17 protein-coding genes are annotated in these 18,828 nt (G+C 70.5%); 10 read left to right on the top strand and 7 right to left on the bottom strand.

All coding sequences use genetic code 11. The features are described from left to right. The first annotated feature begins 89 nt into the window (after positions 1–89). A complete protein-coding gene (locus tag AB5J50_RS04200; protein WP_369254990.1) occupies positions 90–2,522 on the top strand; it encodes a glycoside hydrolase N-terminal domain-containing protein in 2,433 nt (810 codons plus the stop codon). Continuing rightward, positions 2,519–3,895: an SGNH/GDSL hydrolase family protein gene (locus AB5J50_RS04195; RefSeq protein WP_369254988.1), complete on the top strand. Its 1,377-nt coding sequence runs from the start codon at positions 2,519–2,521 to the stop codon at positions 3,893–3,895. Before AB5J50_RS04200 ends, AB5J50_RS04195 begins: the two co-directional genes overlap by 4 nt. On the opposite strand, the gene AB5J50_RS04190 is transcribed toward AB5J50_RS04195, so the two are convergent. Beyond that, complete coding sequence (locus tag AB5J50_RS04190; protein WP_369254986.1) at positions 3,868–4,521, bottom strand: TetR/AcrR family transcriptional regulator; 654 nt, start codon at positions 4,519–4,521, stop codon at positions 3,868–3,870. The two genes, AB5J50_RS04195 and AB5J50_RS04190, sit on opposite strands and share 28 nt — an antisense overlap. A gap of 116 nt (positions 4,522–4,637) precedes the next feature. On the opposite strand from AB5J50_RS04190, the gene AB5J50_RS04185 reads away from it, so the two are divergent. Further along, positions 4,638–6,068: an MFS transporter gene (locus tag AB5J50_RS04185; protein ID WP_369254984.1), complete on the top strand. Its 1,431-nt coding sequence runs from the start codon at positions 4,638–4,640 to the stop codon at positions 6,066–6,068. Between the two features lie 64 nt (positions 6,069–6,132). Here the strand turns inward: AB5J50_RS04185 and AB5J50_RS04180 are convergent, their stop codons facing one another. Beyond that, positions 6,133–6,717 (bottom strand): TetR/AcrR family transcriptional regulator, encoded by a 585-nt coding sequence (locus AB5J50_RS04180; RefSeq protein ID WP_369254982.1) that lies wholly within the window; start codon positions 6,715–6,717, stop codon positions 6,133–6,135. 120 nt (positions 6,718–6,837) lie between these two features. On the opposite strand from AB5J50_RS04180, the gene AB5J50_RS04175 reads away from it, so the two are divergent. Together AB5J50_RS04175 and AB5J50_RS04170 are read left to right on the top strand one after the other, a co-directional pair. Further along, positions 6,838–7,461 (top strand): class I SAM-dependent methyltransferase, encoded by a 624-nt coding sequence (locus tag AB5J50_RS04175; protein ID WP_369254980.1) that lies wholly within the window; start codon positions 6,838–6,840, stop codon positions 7,459–7,461. A gap of 47 nt (positions 7,462–7,508) precedes the next feature. Beyond that, positions 7,509–8,159, top strand: a complete 651-nt coding sequence (locus tag AB5J50_RS04170; protein ID WP_369254978.1) for a DUF2218 domain-containing protein — start codon at positions 7,509–7,511, stop codon at positions 8,157–8,159. An 18-nt stretch (positions 8,160–8,177) separates the two neighbouring features. On the opposite strand, the gene AB5J50_RS04165 is transcribed toward AB5J50_RS04170, so the two are convergent. From AB5J50_RS04165 to AB5J50_RS04155, 3 genes are all read right to left on the bottom strand, one after another. Then, a complete protein-coding gene (locus AB5J50_RS04165; RefSeq protein WP_327426249.1) occupies positions 8,178–9,296 on the bottom strand; it encodes a HoxN/HupN/NixA family nickel/cobalt transporter in 1,119 nt (372 codons plus the stop codon). Positions 9,297–9,519: 223 nt separating this feature from the next. Beyond that, positions 9,520–10,158, bottom strand: coding sequence for a DUF305 domain-containing protein (locus tag AB5J50_RS04160; protein ID WP_369254976.1), 639 nt, complete (start codon positions 10,156–10,158; stop codon positions 9,520–9,522). Positions 10,159–10,253: 95 nt separating this feature from the next. Beyond that, on the bottom strand, positions 10,254–10,706 hold the full coding sequence (locus tag AB5J50_RS04155; RefSeq protein ID WP_369254974.1) for a hypothetical protein: 453 nt from the start codon (positions 10,704–10,706) through the stop codon (positions 10,254–10,256). Between the two features lie 168 nt (positions 10,707–10,874). On the opposite strand from AB5J50_RS04155, the gene AB5J50_RS04150 reads away from it, so the two are divergent. From AB5J50_RS04150 to AB5J50_RS04140, 3 genes are all read left to right on the top strand, one after another. Beyond that, entirely contained in the window at positions 10,875–11,336 is a 462-nt protein-coding gene (locus AB5J50_RS04150; protein WP_369254972.1) for a hypothetical protein, read from the top strand. Between the two features lie 94 nt (positions 11,337–11,430). After that, on the top strand, positions 11,431–12,570 hold the full coding sequence (locus AB5J50_RS04145; protein ID WP_369254970.1) for a PLP-dependent cysteine synthase family protein: 1,140 nt from the start codon (positions 11,431–11,433) through the stop codon (positions 12,568–12,570). Further along, positions 12,567–13,859, top strand: a complete 1,293-nt coding sequence (locus AB5J50_RS04140) for an MDR family MFS transporter (RefSeq protein WP_369254969.1) — start codon at positions 12,567–12,569, stop codon at positions 13,857–13,859. The genes AB5J50_RS04145 and AB5J50_RS04140 overlap by 4 nt, the downstream gene beginning before the upstream one ends. 36 nt (positions 13,860–13,895) lie before the next feature. Here the strand turns inward: AB5J50_RS04140 and AB5J50_RS04135 are convergent, their stop codons facing one another. Beyond that, positions 13,896–14,249, bottom strand: coding sequence for a hypothetical protein (locus AB5J50_RS04135; protein WP_330302229.1), 354 nt, complete (start codon positions 14,247–14,249; stop codon positions 13,896–13,898). A 107-nt stretch (positions 14,250–14,356) separates the two neighbouring features. On the opposite strand from AB5J50_RS04135, the gene AB5J50_RS04130 reads away from it, so the two are divergent. Both AB5J50_RS04130 and AB5J50_RS04125 read left to right on the top strand, forming a co-directional pair. Further along, positions 14,357–15,022, top strand: coding sequence for an NUDIX domain-containing protein (locus AB5J50_RS04130; RefSeq protein WP_369254967.1), 666 nt, complete (start codon positions 14,357–14,359; stop codon positions 15,020–15,022). An 84-nt stretch (positions 15,023–15,106) separates the two neighbouring features. Next, positions 15,107–16,093, top strand: coding sequence for an aldo/keto reductase (locus AB5J50_RS04125; RefSeq protein WP_369254965.1), 987 nt, complete (start codon positions 15,107–15,109; stop codon positions 16,091–16,093). A 27-nt stretch (positions 16,094–16,120) separates the two neighbouring features. Here AB5J50_RS04125 and AB5J50_RS04120 read toward each other — a convergent pair whose 3' ends face one another. Beyond that, positions 16,121–18,670, bottom strand: a complete 2,550-nt coding sequence (locus AB5J50_RS04120) for a SpoIIE family protein phosphatase (protein ID WP_369254963.1) — start codon at positions 18,668–18,670, stop codon at positions 16,121–16,123. Positions 18,671–18,828 lie beyond the last annotated feature (158 nt).

Here is an 18,828-nt window from a genome sequence, read left to right as displayed (position 1 = left end):
ACCCGGGCCCCACGGGGCCCGGCCCGACGCCGACGGCCCGCAGCCGTCATTTCCGCACGAGCCGTCCCTGCACGATCCGTTCCCCGGATATGGAGTGCACCACAGTGGACATCCAGCACACCGAACCACGTGACGACAGACCCAACCGCAGAGGTTTCCTCGCTCTCGCCGCCGCTGCCGGCGCGGCCACCGCACTGGGCGGTCTGCCCGCCTTCACCGCCTCGGCGGCCCCCCTGCGCCCCACCGAGTCGCCCCTGCTGTCCGCGGCCGACGCTGCGAAGAACCAGCTGTGGTGGCAGGCTCCCGGCTCCTCCACCTCGATGATCGAGCAGGGGCTGCCCGTCGGGAACGGGCGCCTCGGGGCGCTCGCGAGCAACGACCCCTCCAATGAACTGCTGATGATCAGCGACGCCACCCTGTGGACCGGTGATCTCAACGACAAGCTCCAGAGCGACGGCCAGTTCCCCTACGGCCGCGACGACTTCGGCTCCCTGACGCTGCTCGCCAAGCTCACCGTCGCCATCCCGGACCACGACCTGGGCAAGGTCAACAACTACCGCCGCACCCTCGACCTGGCCCAGGGCCTGGTCAGCACCTCGTACGACATCTCCGGTGTGACGTACCGGCGGCAGATCTTCGCGAGCCGCCCCGACGACGCCATCGTCCTGTACTTCTCCCAGCAGGGCGGCGGCTCCTACACCGGCACCGTCTCCCTCGCCGGCACCCACGGCGAGTCCACCACCGCCAACAGCGCGGGCCGGTACGCGTCGTTCGGCGCCTCCTTCGCCAACGGCCTGAAGTACGGCGCCGCCGTCACCGCCTACAGCAGCACCGGCAGGGTCCGCGTCGACGGTACGTCGATCTCCTTCAGCGGCTGCAAGGACCTCACCGTCGTCGTCAGCGGTGGCACCGACTACGCTCCCGACGCGGCCGCGAAGTTCCGCGACCCGTCCGTGGACCCGCAGCGCCTCGCCAGGACCAAGGTCCTGGGCGCGGCCGGCCACTCGGCGAGCACGCTGCTGCACACGCATGTCGCCGACTTCCGCGCCGTGTTCGGACAACTGGACATCAACCTCGGCACGTCGTCCGCCGCGCAGCGCGAACTGGACACCTGGGCGCGGGTGCAGGCGCGTCACCGGGACGACGTCCCCGACCCGGAACTGGAGGCCGCCTACCTGCAGTTCGGCCGCTATCTGATGATTTCCGGATCCCGGGGCAGCCTGCCGATGGGCCTCCAGGGCCCGTGGCTGGACGGCAACGACCCGGACTGGATGGCCGACTACCACACCGACATCAACATCCAGATGAACTACTGGATGGCCGACCGGGCGGGCCTGTCCGACTGCTTCGACGCCTTCGCGGACTACTGCCTCGCGCAGCTGCCCGACTGGACGGACGTCACCCAGCGGCTGTTCAACGACTCCACCAACAGATACCGCAACTCCAGCGGCAAGATCGCCGGTTGGACGGTGGCCATCTCCACCAACCCCTATGGCGGGGGCGGCTGGTGGTGGCACCCGGCCGGCAACGCCTGGCTCTGCCAGAGCCTGTTCGAGCACTACGAGTACACCCAGGACCGCGCCTACCTCAAGAAGGTCTACCCCCTCGTCAAGGGCGCCGTGGAGTTCTGGGAGGCCCGGCTGATCACCACGACCGTCACCGACGCGTCCGGGGCCTCGCGCGAGGTCCTGATCGCTGACAGCGACTGGTCGCCCGAGCAGGGCCCGCTGGACGCCAAGGGCATCACTTATGCCCAGGAACTGGTGTGGAACCTCTTCGGCAATTTCCACACGGCGACCGAGGTGCTCGCCAAGGACGCCGCCTACCGCAAGACCATCGACGGCCTGCGCGAGCGCCTGTACCTGCCCGTGGTCAGCCCCAAGACCGGCTGGCTGGAGGAGTGGATGTCGCCCGACAACCTCGGCGAGACCACGCACCGGCACCTCTCCCCGCTCTTCGGCCTCTTCCCCGGCGACCGGATCCGTCCGGACGACTCCACCCCGAAGGACATCCTCGACGGCGCGACGGCCCTCCTCACCGCACGCGGCATGAACAGCTTCGGCTGGGCCAACGCCTGGCGCAGCCTGTGCTGGGCGAGGCTGAAGAACGCGGAGAAGGCGTACCAGCTGGTCGTGAACAACCTGAAGCCGTCGGCCAACGGCAGCAACGGCACCGCGTTCAACCTCTTCGACATCTACGAGGTGGAGACGGGCCGCGGCATCTTCCAGATCGAAGCGAACTTCGGCACCCCGGCGGCGATCGTCGAGATGCTGGTCTACTCACGGCCCGGACACATCGAGCTGCTGCCCGCGCTGCCCGCCGCCTGGGCGGCATCCGGCTCGGTGTCCGGCGTGGGCGTCCGCGGCGGCTTCGTCGTCGACCTCAGCTGGCAGAACGGCAAGGTCACCCGGGCGACGCTGAAGAGCGTCGGCGGCAGCGGCGCGACCGTCGTCGCGGGCGGCGCCTCGCGGAAGATCAGCCTCAAGCCCGGTGAGTCCGTCACGCTGCGGAACCTCGGATGAGGGCCGCCTGGTACCGGCGCCGCGCGGTGGGCGTCGTCTCAGCACTGGTCCTGGCGGTCTGCGGCCCCCTGACCGCCTCGTCGGCGGCACAGGCGCAGTCCCCAGCGCAGGCGCAACCGCTGTCGCAGGCCTCGACGGGCACGGCGGCGACCCCGGCCGCCGCGAAGGGCAAGCACTCCGTCGTCACGTGGGGCGCCAGTGCCGACCGGCAGGGTGCCGGGCCCGCCGACCGCAGCTACCGGTTGATCGTGCGTACCAGCGTCGGCGGCACGAACATGCGTATCCGGCTGTCCAACGCCTTCGGTGACCACCCGGTGACCTTCGCGAGTGCGTACGCCGGGCTGCAGAAGCAGGGGGCGGAGCTGGTCCCCGGCTCCAACCACCCCTTGTCCTTCGGCGGAGTGGCGTCCGTCACCGTCCCGGCCGGCGAGACCGTGCTGAGCGATCCGCTGCCCGGCAGACTGGCCGCCCAGACCAACCTGGTCATCAGCCTGTACGTGACGGGCGCTCAGGGACCGACGACCGGTCACGGCATGGCCATGCAGACCAACTACGCGACCGCGGGCAACCACGCCGCCGAGGAGGGCGCGGCCAACTGGACCGATCCGATGGGCTCCTGGTACTGGCTGGACGCCGTCGCCGTGGAGACGTCCACGGCGGTCAGCTCGGTGGTGACCCTCGGCGACTCCATCACCGACGGATGGGCCTCGACCACGGACGAGAACCGCCGCTGGCCCGACTATCTCTCCCGGCGGCTCCAGGCCGCGTCCGGCAGCACGGTGAAGGGAGTGGCGAACGAGGGTATCTCGGGCAACAAGGTGCTCGCGGACGGAGCCGGGGAGGCCGCGCTGAACAGGCTGCAGCGTGATGTGCTCTCCCAGCCCGGGGTCAGCACGGTGTTCCTGTTCGAAGGCATCAACGACATCAAGGCCCATTCCGGCGTGACGGTGGACGACATGATCGCCGGCTATCAGCAGATCATCGACCGGGCGCACGCGGCGGGCAAGTGTGTCGTCGGCGCGACCGTCATGCCCTTCAAAGGCTGGTACGAGTACGACGCCGCCTCCGAGGCCGTGCGCCAGGGCGTCAACGACTGGATCAGGAACAGCGGCGCGCTCGACGCCGTGACGGACTTCGACAAGATCACACGTAATCCGTACGACCCGCAACTGATCCTGCCGTTCTTCGACGGCGGCGATCACCTGCACCCCAACGACAAGGGAATGCAGGCGATGGCCGACGCGGTCGACCTCGGACGCCTGACGTCCTGCCGACCACCTCAAGGTTCTCCAGGCCCAGCGGAAACGACGTTGGTGGCGCCGCCGTTGAGGGCTGGGGCACCTCGTTACGACCTCGTGCGGCGCGGAGCGTAGTGGCTCAAGAACATGTCGACGCCGCCGGCGATCAGACGGTCGGTGAGGCTGTCGTCGATGTCGGTGCCGTAGGCGCTGAAGACGAGGTGGGGATAGAGCAGCAGCGAGTAGAGCTGCAGGGTGGCCACATCGAAGTCGGAGATGTCCAGTCGGCCCTGTTCGGCCACCTTCCTGAGCGCCCCCGCGACGGCGGGGTGGTGGCGCTCGGTACTGCCGTGCCGCCAGGCCTCGCCGAGTTCGGGGAACCGGTGCAGCTCCCGGCCGACGACGTTTTGCAGCGCGAGGATGTCCGGGTTGGTGCGGATGCCGTCCACCCAGGCGCGGGCAGTGGCGACCAGGGCCTCGCGGAGGTCCTCCGCCTCGGCGAGGTGGTCGATGGCTGTCACCAGGGTGCCACCGAGCGGTGCGTCGAGTGAGTCCTTGATGACCCCGATGAACAGGGCTTCCTTGCTGCCGAAGTGGTTGTAGACGGTCACCTTGGACACGTCCGCTTCGGCGGCGATGACGTCGACGCTGACGTCGAAGCCCTCGCGCAGGAAGAGCTCCCGGGCCGCTGTGACGATGGCCTGCCGCTTGGCCTCGGCGCGTGGTCCGGCCGGTGGCCGCTTGACGTCCTTCGTGCTCATACGGCAAGTCTATCCAGGTAGTGAACTGAACGGTTGAGTTCATGTGAACTGTTCCGTACAGTTCACATGGTGGGGTTCGTGCGGAACCCTCTGTCTGTCACACCTGGAGAGTCGTCATGACGCACAGCACTGTCGGTGCGGAGCGCGCGTCCGCATCCCCTCAAACGGCCGATTCGCGCCGTTGGGTGATGCTCGCGCTGCTCTGCCTGGCTCAGTTCATGCTCATCCTCGACGTCACCGTCGTGAACGTCGCCCTGCCCGACATGGCCGCCGACCTCGACCTCGGCCGGGAGACACTGACCTGGGTGGTCACCGCCTACACCCTGTGCCTCGGCGGGCTGATGCTGCTCGGCGGCCGGCTCGCCGACGCGCTCGGCGCCCATCGCACCGTGCTCGCCGGGCTCGCCCTCTTCACCGCGGCGTCCCTGATCACCGGACTCGCGACGGGCGTGCCCATGCTGCTGGGCGGGCGGACACTCCAGGGCGTGGGAGCCGCCTTACTGTCTCCCTCCGCCCTCTCGATCCTCACCACCGCCTTCCACGGCCCGGAGCGCAACAAGGCGCTCAGCGTCTGGGCGGCGATCGGCGGTACCGGCTCGGCGGTCGGCGTGCTGCTCGGCGGAATGCTGACCGACGGCCCCGGCTGGCGATGGGTCTTCTACATCAACGTGCCCATCGGGATTCTCGCCCTGGCCGCACTGCCCGCCGTTCTTCCGTCCCGCCCGCCGCAGCCCGCCCGGCTGGACCTGCCCGGCGCGCTGCTGGTCACCGCGGGCACCGGATCACTCATCTACGGCTTGGTCAAGGCGGGTGACGGCGGCTGGAGCGCAGCCACAGCGCTGCTGCCGCTGCTCGGGGCGGCGCTCCTCTACGGAGCGTTCGTAGCGGTCGAGCGATCCAGTCGAGCCCCGCTGATGGACCTGCGGATGCTCACCCGCCGTCCCGTCGTGGCGGGCGCGTTCCTGATGCTGATCGCCACGGCGCTGCTGATCGCGTTCTTCTTCCTCGGTTCGGTCTACCTCCAGCACGGACGCGGCTTCAGCCCGCTCAAGACCGGGCTCGTGTTCCTACCCGTGGCCGTGGCCACCGCACTCGGCGCCCATCTCGGATCCCGGCTCGTCGGCAGGATCGGCAGCAGGCCGACCGCCGTGGGCGGCATGCTGGTCGCGGCGGCAGGGACCGTGCCGCTGGCTTGGCTGTCAAGCGACGGCAGCGTGTACGCCGACCTGCTGCCGGGCCTCGCTGTCGCCTCGCTCGGCATCGGCGCGGTCTTCGTCACCGCCATGACCACGGCGCTGGCCATGGTCGCGCACGAGGAGGCCGGGCTCGCCTCGGGTGTTGTCAACACCTTCCATGAGGTGGGTGGTTCGATCGGCGTGGCTGTCACGTCCACCATCGCGGCTGAGGGCATCGAGCACGGCGTCATCGACGGCTTCAGGGACGCGTTCACGCTCAGCGCGGTCGCCGCCGCCGTCGCGGCCGGGGTCGCGCTGCTGCTCGTACCGCGCGGGAAGCCTCGGATGACCGGGGGCCCGCATGTGCACTGACGTCGCCTGACCGCACCGCGGTCGACGGGGAACCGTGGGTGCGGGAAACCCGGACATGCCCGGCTCAAGGAGTGTCGTCGGGACGCAGTCCGGTCAGGGTGACGCTCACGAGCCTGCGCACCGCGGCCTTTGAGGGGAGGTCGCCGGCCGCGGTGAGGGCGTGGAGGCAGTAGGTGGCGAGCTCGCCGGGGGCGATGTCGCCGCGGAGGTCGCCGGTGCGAACGCCCTCGGCCACCAGATCCCGGACCATGCCGTGGAGTCGCTGCTGTGCCTCAGTGACGTGCTGATCCCGGTGCAGGAACGCCGAGAGATCGGTGTCATGGTGCCGGCGGGACTCGTGGGAGATGAGGGCGAACGCCTCCAGCACGGCCTTGAGTCGCTCACCGGGGCCGACGGCCCGGTCCCGGGCCTCGACGAGGAGATCGAGGTGGCCGCCGATCTGCCGCTCGTGCCAGGCGAGCAGGATCGCTTCGGTATCCGGAAAGTACTTGTACAGCGTCGCCCGGCCGATGCCGGACTCCTTGGCGATCTGGGACATCGTCACCGACGCCAGTCCGTGTTCGGCGACCAGCGCCGCGGTGGTGTCCATGACGGCGGTGCGCACCGCCGCCCGGTGCGCGTCGATCGTCTCGTTCCACAGCTTCGGCACCTGCTCAGTGTACGACTCGACGTTGACGAGACAGAATGAGTTGACAGCGACATAGTGTCTCGATAAAGCTGAAGTCGGCACCGGGAATCCGGACCGTCACGGCCAGGGAAGGACACGACCATGGCTCGCTCGACCCCTCACCCCCACTACGATCCCGAGACCTCGCGCAGGCCGGAGGACCTCTACGCCAGTCCGCCGCCGTGGGACATCGGCCGCCCTCAGCCGGCGCTTCTCGCCCTCGCCGAGGCCGGTGCCCTCCGCGGCCGGGTGCTGGACGCGGGCTGCGGAACCGGTGAGCACGCGCTGCTGGCCGCGGGTCTCGGTCTGGACGCGACGGGCGTCGACCTCGCTTCCAACGCCCTGCGCGTGGCCGAAGCGAAGGCCCGCGACCGAGGCCGCCCGGCGCGGTTCATGCGCCACGACGCCCGTCGACTGGCCGATCTGCACGAGCGGTTCGACACCGTGCTCGACTGCGGGCTCTTCCACATCTTCGACGACCACGATCGCGCCGCCTACGTCGACGGCCTGCGGTCCGTGCTGTCGGCGGGCGGCCGCTGCTTCATCCTCGCCTTCAGCGACCGGCAGCCGGGCGAGTGGGGACACGTGCACCGGCTGACGCGCGGCGAGATCGAGGCCGCGTTCGCCGACGGATGGCGCATCGACTCGATCGAACCGGCCACGCTCGACATCACCACCGACGCCGCCGGCATCCAGGCCTGGCTGGTCGCCCTCACCCGCATCTGAGCCTCCGCGGGGCGGCACCTCACCGCCCGCGCGGAGAAAGGAACACCATGCTGACCGCCGAAGCCCGCGTCGAGACCGATCGTCCGAGCCGGTATCTCGTGCAGCTCTGCAAGCACTTCGACAACAAGGGGCGGCACTTGGGACATCGGCCGCGCGGCCACAACGGCGAGGACGCGCAGGCGCTGCAGGAGACGCGGGCGGTGGCAGCCCAGGCGCAGGTCGAATGGTCCGAGACGCGGGGGAGCGTCCGCCTTCCCTGGGGCCGGTGCGAGCTGCGGGCCGAACCGGGCGCGCTGACCGCACACGTCGAAGCCGTCGACGAGGAGAACCTGCGCCGGCTCCAGGATCTCGTTACCGGGCACGTCGAGAGGTTCGGCAGGCGCGAGGAGCTGACGGTGGCCTGGGAAGAGCCCGAGGCCGCGATGGAGCCGGCCGACGACAACGCCGCCGGCGCGGCTCCGGCGACGCGAGGAGAGGTCGTACGACGAGGTCGGCGCGCCAGGACGGCGGCCCTCGTGGCCGTCGGTGTGCTCGCCGTCGCCGTACACCTCGGGCTGGGCGGAGTCCTGCTCGCGAACTGGCGGTGGACGGGATGGGCCGTGGGTGTGGTCCTGGCGGTCGTCCTGCTGAAGGTCACTGTCCTGACGGGTCTGGGCCGCTTCGTCGTACGACGAAACAGGATCTCCAGGGCCCGCTGACGCCGACTTAGGGCGGCCTTACTGCTCCATGGCTCCCTGGGGCACCGGATACCGCTCGTCGAAACGGCGCAGCTTCCACAGGGCGACGGCGCCGATCCAGGTCACCAGGAAGGTGACCACGATGACGATGCCGATGGTGTTGAGGTCGATGCCGGTGAGCCACGACCAGGGCCGTCGATCGGCCGCACCGAACCGGTCCGCCAGCAGGGAGACCAGTTCCACCGTGCCGACCACGAACGCGACGAAGATCGACAGTCCCGTCATGGTGAGGTTGTAGTAGATCTTGCGGACGGGGTTGGAGAACGACCACTCGTACGCCTTCGCCATGAAGACGCCGTCCGTGGTGTCCATCAGGCTCATTCCGGCGGCGAAGATCAGCGGCAGCGCGATGATGGCGAGCGGCGGCAGGGTGCCGTCCGCGGCCGAGCCCGCCGCGAGGCCCAGCGCGCCGACCTGGGTGGCGGTGTCGAAGCCCAGGCCGAAGAGTAGGCCCACGAAGTAGAGCTGCCAGGTGTGCTCGATGAACTTGTTGTAGCGGCCCTTGAAGACACGGTTCATCAGACCGCGGTCGGCGAGCAGCTGCTCGAGTTCCTCCTTCTCGTGGCGGCCCGCCTTCGCCTCGCGCCAGGTCCTGAAGATGCCGCGCAGCACGGCGAAGTTCAGCGCGGCGATCGCGTACAGGAACACCCCCGAGACCAGCGTGCCCACGACGCTGCCTATTTCGGCGAAGCCCGCCTGGAAGCGGTTCGCGGCCTGGGCGGCGAAGGCGATGCCGACGGAGAGGCCGAACACGACGGACGAGTGGCCCAGTGAGAAGGCGAGACCCAGACCGAGCGGGCGCTTGCCCTTCTGCAGCAGGTAGCGGGTGGTGTCGTCGATGGCCGAGATGTGGTCGGCGTCGAAGGCGTGGCGCATGCCGAGGGTGTAGGCGAGCCCCGCGGCCCCCGCGTACAGCAGTGTGCCGTGGCTGTCGGTGAGCCCCTGGTAGCGCGCGTTGTAGTACGCGAAGAGTCCGAAGCCCGCGACGTGGAGCGCCGCGACGAAGCCGTACATCGCCACCAGGCGGCGTATCTCTCCGCTGTCGAAGCGGCGGCCTCGTGCGGTGGCCCGCTGGGCGGGCGCGGCGTTCGTGCTCATGGGCTGCTTCTCTCGGGGCGATCCTGACCGGCCATTACTGCGCCCACACCTTATATGCGATCAATGTGCAGGAGCGGGTGCGGGCCTACTGCGAGGGGGATTCGGTGCGGCGGCGGGTTCGGATGGGTCATGTCGAAGGATCGCCACCTCGCCCCGGAGATGAGGTCGAACGCGTGACCGCTCGGGCCCCTGACGGAGCCCGAGCGGTCACGCGTGCTGCGGATCAGAGCCGGTCGAGAATGCCCTGGAGCTGCTTGACCTCGGCGGACTGGCCCGTGACGATGCCGTCGGCCATCGTCTTGGCGTCGGTGTTCCGGCCGCTCTTCTGCTCGGTCCTGGCCATGCCGATCGCGCCGTTGTGGTGGTCGATCATCATCTGGGCGAACATCTTGTCGAACTCGGTGCCCTTCATGGCCTTGAGTTCCTTCATGTCCTTGTCGGACATCATTCCGTCGCCCATGTCCATCCCGGGCATGTTTCCCATGGCGGTCGGCTTGCCCCAGGACTGAAGCCAGCCCGTCATGGTCTTGATCTCGGGGTCCTGGGCCTTCTCGATCTTCGCGGCGATGTCCTTGATCTCGGAGTCGGAGGCGCGGCCGTCGGCCAGCTGGGCCATCTCCACGGCCTGCTGGTGGTGCGGGATCATCGACTGAGCGAAGGTGACGTCCGCGTCGTCGAAGGCTTCGGACTTGGCGGCCGCCGTCGCTGACGCGGAGCTCTTGCTGCTGCCGTGGTCCATGCCGCTCATACCGGTGCTGTCGCTGCTGCAGGCGGAGAGCAGCAGGGCTCCCGCGGCTACGACGCCGGCGGCCGCGATGCGTCGGGCGGGCTGGCGGCGCAGGGCGCGCGTGAAGGCAGTCATCGTGAATTCACCTCGTGTGTGGGTTCTCTGGCTGTTTTGGCGTACGCGTCATCGCGGGACGGCGCAGGGGTGCGCGTCCGCGAGGGCGGTTCGGCCTAAAGCCGCAGGACCGACAACCGGGTGAGATCGGGGCCGCGTGGCGGAGGGTTGGGCCGCAGCATGACCGGGGCCTCGGCGAGGAGGGTCGCCAGCCAGTCGGGGCGGCGGGAGAACGCCATGCGCAGGAGCGCGGCGAGCACCCACGCGGTGACCAGAACCGCCATGCACAGCGAGAGCATGTCCATCGCCATGGCGGGCTCGTGCGAGGACGATGTGTGCGCGGGATCCAGCGCGTGACCCTGATCCAAAGACGCCGGAGCCCGCATGGGGTCGTGCGCCGCGGACGGCGTGTACGTCGTCGACGCCTGGGACGCGGCGCCCATCCCGGAGCCGGAGGAGCCGGCGGGGTGTCCCACGGTATGCATGACGAACACGCCCAGCGCCAGCACCACGACGAGCAGAAGGTGCCCGAGGGCCGCTCCTGTCCGTACGTTTCGGCTCACACGCACTCTGGGGTCTCCGCCTGTGATCGCTCCGGATGTTGCTCTGCGACAGTACCGAAAGTGGAGCGGCCGTGCGGCGGCGGGCATCGGTGTCAGGTCAGCCGGCACCGGGCGGCTTCACCCGGAAGAGCGTTAATACGCCCACGTCGTGACGTTCCGCTTACGATCAGTCACATGCCGCAGGAACCGGTCGGCCGCACGGCGTCGCGCAAGCCGACCCTCGCACTCCTCGTGGGCCTGGCTCTGCTGCTCATGGCCCACGTCGTGGCGTGTGCCGCGCATGCGGCCGCGAGCCACACCCACCCTGCGGCGGCCGCGTCCTCGGTGCACGCGGCGTCCGGCGCCGACGACCCGCCGCAGGTCTCCGACGCGTCGGACTGCGCGGCGGACGGCGAAGGCGACGACCACCCGGGACACGGCGCCACCTGCTGCGACCCGGCCGACTGGACCGCGAACGTACGCGCGCCGGCAGGAGCCCTGCTGCTGGCCTTGTCTCTGCTCGCCCTGCTCGTGCTCCGCCGACGCGGGGAAGACCGGGCGACATCCGGCGGCCCACCCGGAGGACGAGAAACCTCCGACGGGCCGTCCCCCGGCGGTCCCCGACTGCTGCGACTCGTCTGCGTCAGCCGTACGTGACGTCGCCCGCCCGGCGCATCCGCCGGGTGTCCGGCACACCTTCCCGTACGGCACAGACACGCGGCCTCCTCGCGGGCCGCGGAAGGACCACGACATGAGCACGGCCCTGCGCAGGATCTCCTCGCGCGACATCTCCTCCTTCCTCGCGGCACATGAACTCCCCGACCCGCTCGGCGCACCGCGCCGGTCACCCGCCGGCCTGGTCGGCAACACCCCCGTCCTGTGGATCGGCGAACCCTTCAACCCCGCGGGACGGGGCTTCTGGGCCAAACTCGAAGGCGCCAACCCCGGCGGCATCAAGGACCGCGCGGCGCTGCACATGGTCTCCGCGGCGCGCGAGCGCGGCGACCTCGCGCCCTGCGCCCCGATCATCGAGTCCACCAGCGGCACCCTCGGCCTGGGCCTGGCGCTGGCCGGGATCACCTACGGCCACCCGGTCACTCTGGTCACCGACCCCGGCCTGGAGCCACTGATGGCGCACCAGCTCCGCGCCCTCGGCGCGCACGTGGACGTCGTCACCGAGCCGCACCCGGTGGGAGGCTGGCAGGAGGCCCGCCGGCAACGGGTCGGTGAACTGCTCGCCCGTACGCCCTCGGCCTGGTGCCCCGACCAGTACAACAATCCCGACAACGTTGCCGCCTACGCCCCGCTCGCCCTCGAACTCACCGTCCAGCTCGGCCGGATCGACGTCCTCGTGGCCGCGGTCGGCACCGGCGGACACTCGGCCGGTATCGCCCGCACGTTGCGCGCCTTCCACCCGGAGCTCAGACTCGTCGGCGTCGACTCGGTGCACTCGACCGTCTTCGGCCAGCCGGCGGGCCCGCGCCTCATGCGGGGCCTCGGCAGCAGCATCCATCCGGGCAACGTCGACCACGCGGCCTTCGCGGAGGTCCACTGGGTCGCTCCCGGCGAGGCGGTGTGGACCTGCCGCGAACTGGCCCGCGGCCACTACGCCAGCGGCGGATGGAGCGTCGGCGCGGTGGCGCTGGTGGCGAACTGGCTGGCCCGTACGGAGCCCGCGCGCACCCGTATCGCGGCGGTCTTCCCCGACGGTGTGCACCGCTACTGGGACACGGTCTACAGCGACGACTACTGCCGGACCCATGACCTCCTGCGCCGTCTCCCGGCCGCCGAGCCGGACGAGATCGCGCACCCCGGCGAGCGTACGGTCGAGCGCTGGACCCGTTGCGCCGGCGTCACCGCACCCGTCGGGACGGAAGGGGCGGCGCGATGAAGTCACTCGCCGAGCAGTTCCGTTCGTTCAACGGATGCGTCCGGCTGCTGATGGTTCAGCAGTTCACCATCAACACCGCCTTCTACATGCTGATGCCCTATCTCGCCGTTCATCTCGCGGACGGGCTGGGGATGGCCGCCTGGGCGGTCGGCCTGGTGCTGGGGGTGCGCAACTTCACCCAGCAGGGGATGTTCCTGGTCGGTGGCACGCTCGCCGACCGGCTCGGCCACAAACCCATGATCATGGCCGGATGCGGTCTCCGGACCGTCGGATTCGGCCTGCTGGGGTTCGTGGACTCGCTGCCGGCTCTCGTCGTGGCCTCGGCGTTGACGGGGTTCGCCGGAGCCCTGTTCAACCCGGCGGTCCGGGCCTGTCTCGCGCAGGAGGTGGGGGAGCGCAGAGTGGAGGCGTTCGCGACGTTCAACGTCTTCTACCAGGCAGGGATGTTCGTCGGCCCGTTGGTCGGACTCGCCCTGCTGTCCGCCGACTTCGGGCTGGTCTGCTCCGTCGCCGCGCTGCTGTTCCTCACCCTGACGGTCGTTCAGTTCCGCATGCTGCCCGATCGCGGGGGCAGCCCGAGGGCTGAACCCGGCGGCGTGCTCGCCGACTGGCGCACCGTCGTCCGCAACCGGCCGTTCCTGCTCTTCTCCGCCGCCATGATCGGCTCGTACGTCCTGTCTTTCCAGGTCTACCTCGCGCTGCCGCTGCAGGCGCACCGGGTGGCCCCGGGCAGTGGCGACGCGGTGACCACGGCCCTGTTCGCGGTCTCCGCCGGGGTGGCCGTGGCCGGGCAGATGAAGATCACGGCATGGGTGCGGGCGCGATGGACCGCGCGTCGCGCCATCGTCCACGGCATCGCGCTCATGGGCGCCGCCTTCCTGCCGATGCTCCTCGGCACCGGAGCGGTGACCGGAGACACCGGTGCCATCGGCCGGCTGACGGCTCTGGCACCCCTGTTCGCGACGGTCACCCTGCTCGGACTGGGCACGGCCGTGGTCTATCCGTTCGAGATGGACACCGTCGTCTTCCTCGCCGGCGGGCGGCTGGTCGCCACCCACTACGGTCTGTACAACTCCGTCTCCGGACTCGGCATCACTCTGGGAAACCTGATCACGGGCGCCCTCTGGGACGCCGCCGAACGCGAGGGGCACCCGGAGTTGACGTGGTGGGCGCTCGCGTTGACGGGCGCCCTCTGTGCCGGATGCGTCGGCCTGCTGGCCCGCTCGGGCCGCCTGACACCTCGGGCCGAGCCGGACCTCACCGTGGTGGCCAGGTCCAGCAGCAGGTGACCGGGGGCGCCGGGCAGGCCCGTGCACGGCTGATCCCTAGGTGTTCTCCGCCCTGGACATGCGCAGGGCGAGGTCCCGGAGCAGATCGGCCGTCTTGATGTCGGTCCGTCCGGAGTCGTGGATGTCGGCGAGTTCGGAGAAGAGGAAGGCGAAGGCGCCCACGAGCGAGATGGCGGCCGGCAGGTAGGCGTCGGCGACGGCCTGGCCCGCTTCCGCGGGTCCCGCGTCGGCGGGCACCTCGACGCGGGGGAACACCTCCGTGACCAGCGCGCCGAGGTGGGTCTCGGCCGACTCGACCTCGGCGTCCTCGTCCTGGGCGATCCTGCGCACCATCGCGTTGGTCTCGGTGAGGACGCCGATGGCGCGCAGGATGATCTCCGTCTGTTCCATGCCGTGAGCCTAGACGCGCGAAGCCCCGCTGTGACCTCGGTATTCGATTCGAGATGGTAGACAGTGGCCATGAACGACTTCTCCCGCTCCCGCCCGGGCCGCGCACGATGACCGAAGGCGTCGACACCCCGGACCGCCGGGGCCGCACCGGACTCGACCGCGTCGGCCGCGACCTGACCGGCAACCCCCGCGTCAAGATCCGGGACGTACAACTCCTGTCCTGCCACTGGTACGTGGAGCGCACCACCACCTTCGACTTCCGGCACGCCGACGGCACCTGGAGCACCCAGGAACGCGAGACGCACGACCGCGGCAACGGCGCCACCCTCCTCCTGTACGACGCCGAACGCGAAACCGTGCTGCTGACCAGGCAGTTCCGCTACCCCGTGTACGTCAACGGGCACCCCGACGGCATGCTGATCGAAACACCGGGCGGGCTGCTCGACGAGGAGGACGAGCATCCCGAAGTCGCCGTGCGGCGCGAGGTCATCGAGGAGACCGGGCACACCGTCGGCGACGTCCACCATGTCTTCGACATCTACATGAGCCCGGGCTCGGTCACCGAGCGGGTGAGTTTCTATGCCGCCTCGTACGGCCCCTCCACCCGTACCCACGAGGGCGGAGGGCTTGACGAGGAAGGCGAGGACATCGAGATCGTCGAACTGCCCTTCCGTAGCGCCCTGGACATGATCCGCACCGGGGAGATCGCCGACGCGAAGACCATCATGCTGCTGCAATGGGCGGCCCTGGAAGGACCGTTCAAGAAGGCTTGACAAGAAGGCTTGACTTGAAGAGCACTTCAAGTTCCAGACTCCCGTTCAGGCCCGCGGATTTCGGGCCCGAACGGGAGGGACACCATGAGGTACCGCACGATCGGCACCGACCCGAAGACCCGCCGTGAGGTGAGCGTGCTCGCACTCGGTGCGATGCTCTTCGGCTCACGGACGGACGAGAAGACCTCCTTCGCCGTCCTCGACCGCTATGTCGAGGCCGGCGGGAACTTCATCGACACCTCCGACAACTACGCCTTCTGGACCGACGACAGCCAGGGCGGCCAGAGCGAGGCGCTGCTCGGGCGCTGGCGGCGCAGCCGCGGCATCGGTGACGAGATCGTCATCGCGACCAAGCTGGGCGCGCGGCCACTGGCGCCCGGCACCGGCTACATCGACAACCCGGAGGGCCTGTCCGCCAAGGTGATCCGCGAGGCGGCCGAGCGCAGCCGGGAACGCCTCGGCGTGGAGAAGATCGACCTGCTGTACGCGCACATCGAGGACCGGACCGTGGAACCGCGGGAGACCGTGGAGGGGTTCGGCGAGCTGGTCGCCGAGGGCGCTGTCGGGCTGCTCGGGGTGAGCAATCACGCCATTTGGCGGGTGGAGCGGGCCCGCGCCCTCGCCGCCGCGGCGGGACTGCCCGGCTATGAGGTCCTGCAGTACCACCACAGCCTCCTGCGGCCGCGCGCCGACGTGCCCAGCGAGCTCTTCCCCGAGGGCAGCCTCGGCGCGGCGGCGGGGGAACTGCTCAGCTATCTGCGAGCCGAGCCCACGCTGACACTGGTCGCCTACTCACCCCTGCTGACCGGCGCGTACGTACGCCCGGACAAGCCGCTGCCGTCCGACTACGACCACCCGGGAACGCCGGCCCGGCTCGCCGTGCTGAGGGACGTGGCGAAGGAGACGGGGGCGAGCCTCAACCAGGTGGTGCTGGCCTGGCAGATCGGTGCCGAGCTGCCGGTGATCCCCCTCGCCGGGGCGTCCTCCGTGGCCCAGCTGGAGGAGAACCTGGCCGCGGTGGAGCTGGAACTGACGGCGGATCAGCGGGCCCGGCTGGACGCCGCTCACTGAGAGGAACGGCACGGTCCTCGTCAGGGCCTAGTGGCCACTGCCGCGCGGCGACCTGCGTGTCGTCAGGAGGAGCGCGATGTCGTCGGGGCGCTCGGTGGCCTGCCGGGCCTCCGCGGTGAGCAGGTCGGCCGCACGGGACAACGAGGGGCTGCCCGGCCTGCCGTGCGGGGTGCCCGCGCGGGCCAGGGCCGCGCGGAGGATCTCGACGCCCTCGTCGATGTCGGTGCCGGGCCGCTCGACCAGGCCGTCCGTGTACAGGGCCAGCACGGCGTCGGGTTCCAGCTGCAGTTCTGTCACCGGGTACTGGGCCCGCGGGTCCACTCCGAGCACCACCCCGCCGGGCAGGTCCAGCACCTCGGTGCGGCCGTCGGGGTGGCGCAGCAGGGGCTGCGGATGCCCGGCCCGGGCGGCTCGGGCGACTCCCGTGACCGGGTCGACCCTGACGTAGCAGCAACTGGCGAACTGACCCGGATCGAGATCGATGAGCAGCTGGTTGGTGCCGCTCATCACCTCGTCCGGGGAATGGTCGCCGAGCGTGAACGCCCTTACGGCGCTGCGCAGTTGGCCCATCGTGGCCGCCGCCTGTACGCCGTGCCCCTGTACGTCGCCGATGACCAGGGCGAGCCCGTCGCCCGCCTTCACGACGTCGTACCAGTCGCCGCCCACGTCCATGCCCACGGTGCCGGGCAGATACCGCCCGGCCGTCTTCACCAGCGGGTGTGCCGACAGCCGGTGTGGCAGCAGGGCCTCCTGGAGCCCGCGGGCGAGGGCGGACTCGTCGTCGTAGCGCCGGGCCCGCTCCAGGGCCTGCGCGATCAGCCCGGCGAGCGCCGTCAGCACCGTACGGTCCTCGGTGGTGAAGTCGCGGGAGCGGTCGAAGCCCAGGATGCAGGAGCCGACCGGCCGCCCCGAGGCGATCAGCGGCAGGAAGGCACGGGCCCCCTCCTTGGCGTCCAGCGCGATACCCGGATAGGCGGCCGCCAGCTGCCGCATCGACTCGAAGAAGAGCGGGCGGCCATTGGTGAGTACCTCGACGCCGGGCAGCTTGGCGTCCAGGCTCACCCCGTCGAACGGGGCGAGGAATCCCTGCGGGAAGCCGGTCTCCCAGGCCAGGTACATGCGCCGGTCCTGGAGCAGATAGATGGCGAGCCGGCGTCCGCCGAACGCGGGCAGCAGCTCCCGCATCACCACCTCGGACACCTGGCGGGCCGTCACCGCCTCGGTCAGTGCGATGGCGAGGACGATGGGCCGGTACTGCGGCGGTGTCGTCGGGACACCGCTCATGGGCTCGTCGGCCTCGGGCCCCACCGGCACGGCCGCCATCGCCCGCTCGTCGTACGGGATGGCCTCCGCGGTGTCCGCGACCCGCCCCATCGGCACGATCTTGCACGTCAGGCTGTTGGGGCCGGGGTAGACGGACAGCATCAGCCAGGTGCCTCCGGTGCGCCCCGGAGTCGCCTCGCGGCCGTCTCCGCGCGGGCGTCTGATCTGGAAGTGCACCGGATCCGGCGACAGCAGCGCCCCGCGCAGATGATCCTCGTAGGCCGGCCGGTCCAGCCAGGGCACCGCCTCCCACAGGGGCCGCCCCAGCAGCTCCGGGAGCGGCCGGCCGAGCAGTTCGGCGGCGCGCGGGTTGGCGTAGGTGATCAGTCCGAGCCGGTCGAAGGCGAACACACCCTCCGGCAGCAGATCCGCCGCCCCGTCCGCCGCCGGGCCCGGGCCGGGATCCACGACCACGCCGCTGACCCGGTACGGCGGGGCGGGCGCGGCACCAGAGATCCACAGCTCCAGCAGACGCAGTCCGCCGTCCGCGGTACGCACCGGCAGCGGGTGGGGCGGCGGGCTCCCGGCCGCCGTGTCGCGCAGCGCAGCCAGCAGCAGTCGGGGATCGTCGCGGGTGACCGCGCGGGCCAGCGCCTCCGGCGTTCCGGTGAAGCCCTCGCGGCTGGTGCCGAGCAGGGCCCACAGGGCGTCGTCGGCGATGACCGTGCCGTCGGTGGGGTCCCAGGTGAAGCCGCCGACACACCGGGAGGACGGAGCGTCGGCCGGTGGCCGCGTGCACAGCGGCTCCCCGTCCCAGAGGACGCCCTGCCCGTTCTTGTCCAGTGACGCCAGAACGGCACCCAGTTCATCGGCCACCGCCGTCATCCGGTCCCGGTCCGGTAGCACCTCGGTGGCGTCCGAAGCCGAGGGCCGCAGCACCGTCAGGACGCCGAACGGCGTCGCGGCGCCCACCACCGGGACATACAGCGAACCGAACGGGAACGGCAGTCCCGCGGCGAGCTGCGGGTAGCGGCGCATCGTCTCCGTGGGGTCGGCGAGCAGCACCTCCACGCCGAGCCGATGGGCGTCGGCGGCGGGGAACGGGCGGTCCACGTGCATGCGCCACCAGGGGCGGAACAGCGGGCCGGGCAGCCCCGCGAGCACGGCCAGCCTGAGCAGTCCGGGCGTGCTCGAACGCAGGTATACGCCTCCCGCGAAGCCGCGCGCCGCCCGGATCGCGTCCGTCACGGCGCCGCTGAGCAGAGCGGCCAGGCTTGCCAGCGCCTGGTCCTCACGCTCGGCGCTCCCAGTCATCGGTCTGCCCTCGTCCGCCCGCCGCCAGGGGGGTACCACAGCAAGAATGCGCCTTCCAGGCCCCTGACCGCACCTCGAAGCCCTCCGGGGCACGGGGGCGCGCGGCCGTTTTCCACGGCCGTGCTCACTTGTGCCCAGCGCGAAGATACCGGGTCGTA

The organism is Streptomyces sp. R35 (assembly GCF_041053035.1).
Lineage (GTDB): Bacteria > Actinomycetota > Actinomycetes > Streptomycetales > Streptomycetaceae > Streptomyces > Streptomyces lutosisoli.
This window is presented reverse-complemented; position numbering and strand designations above follow the sequence as displayed.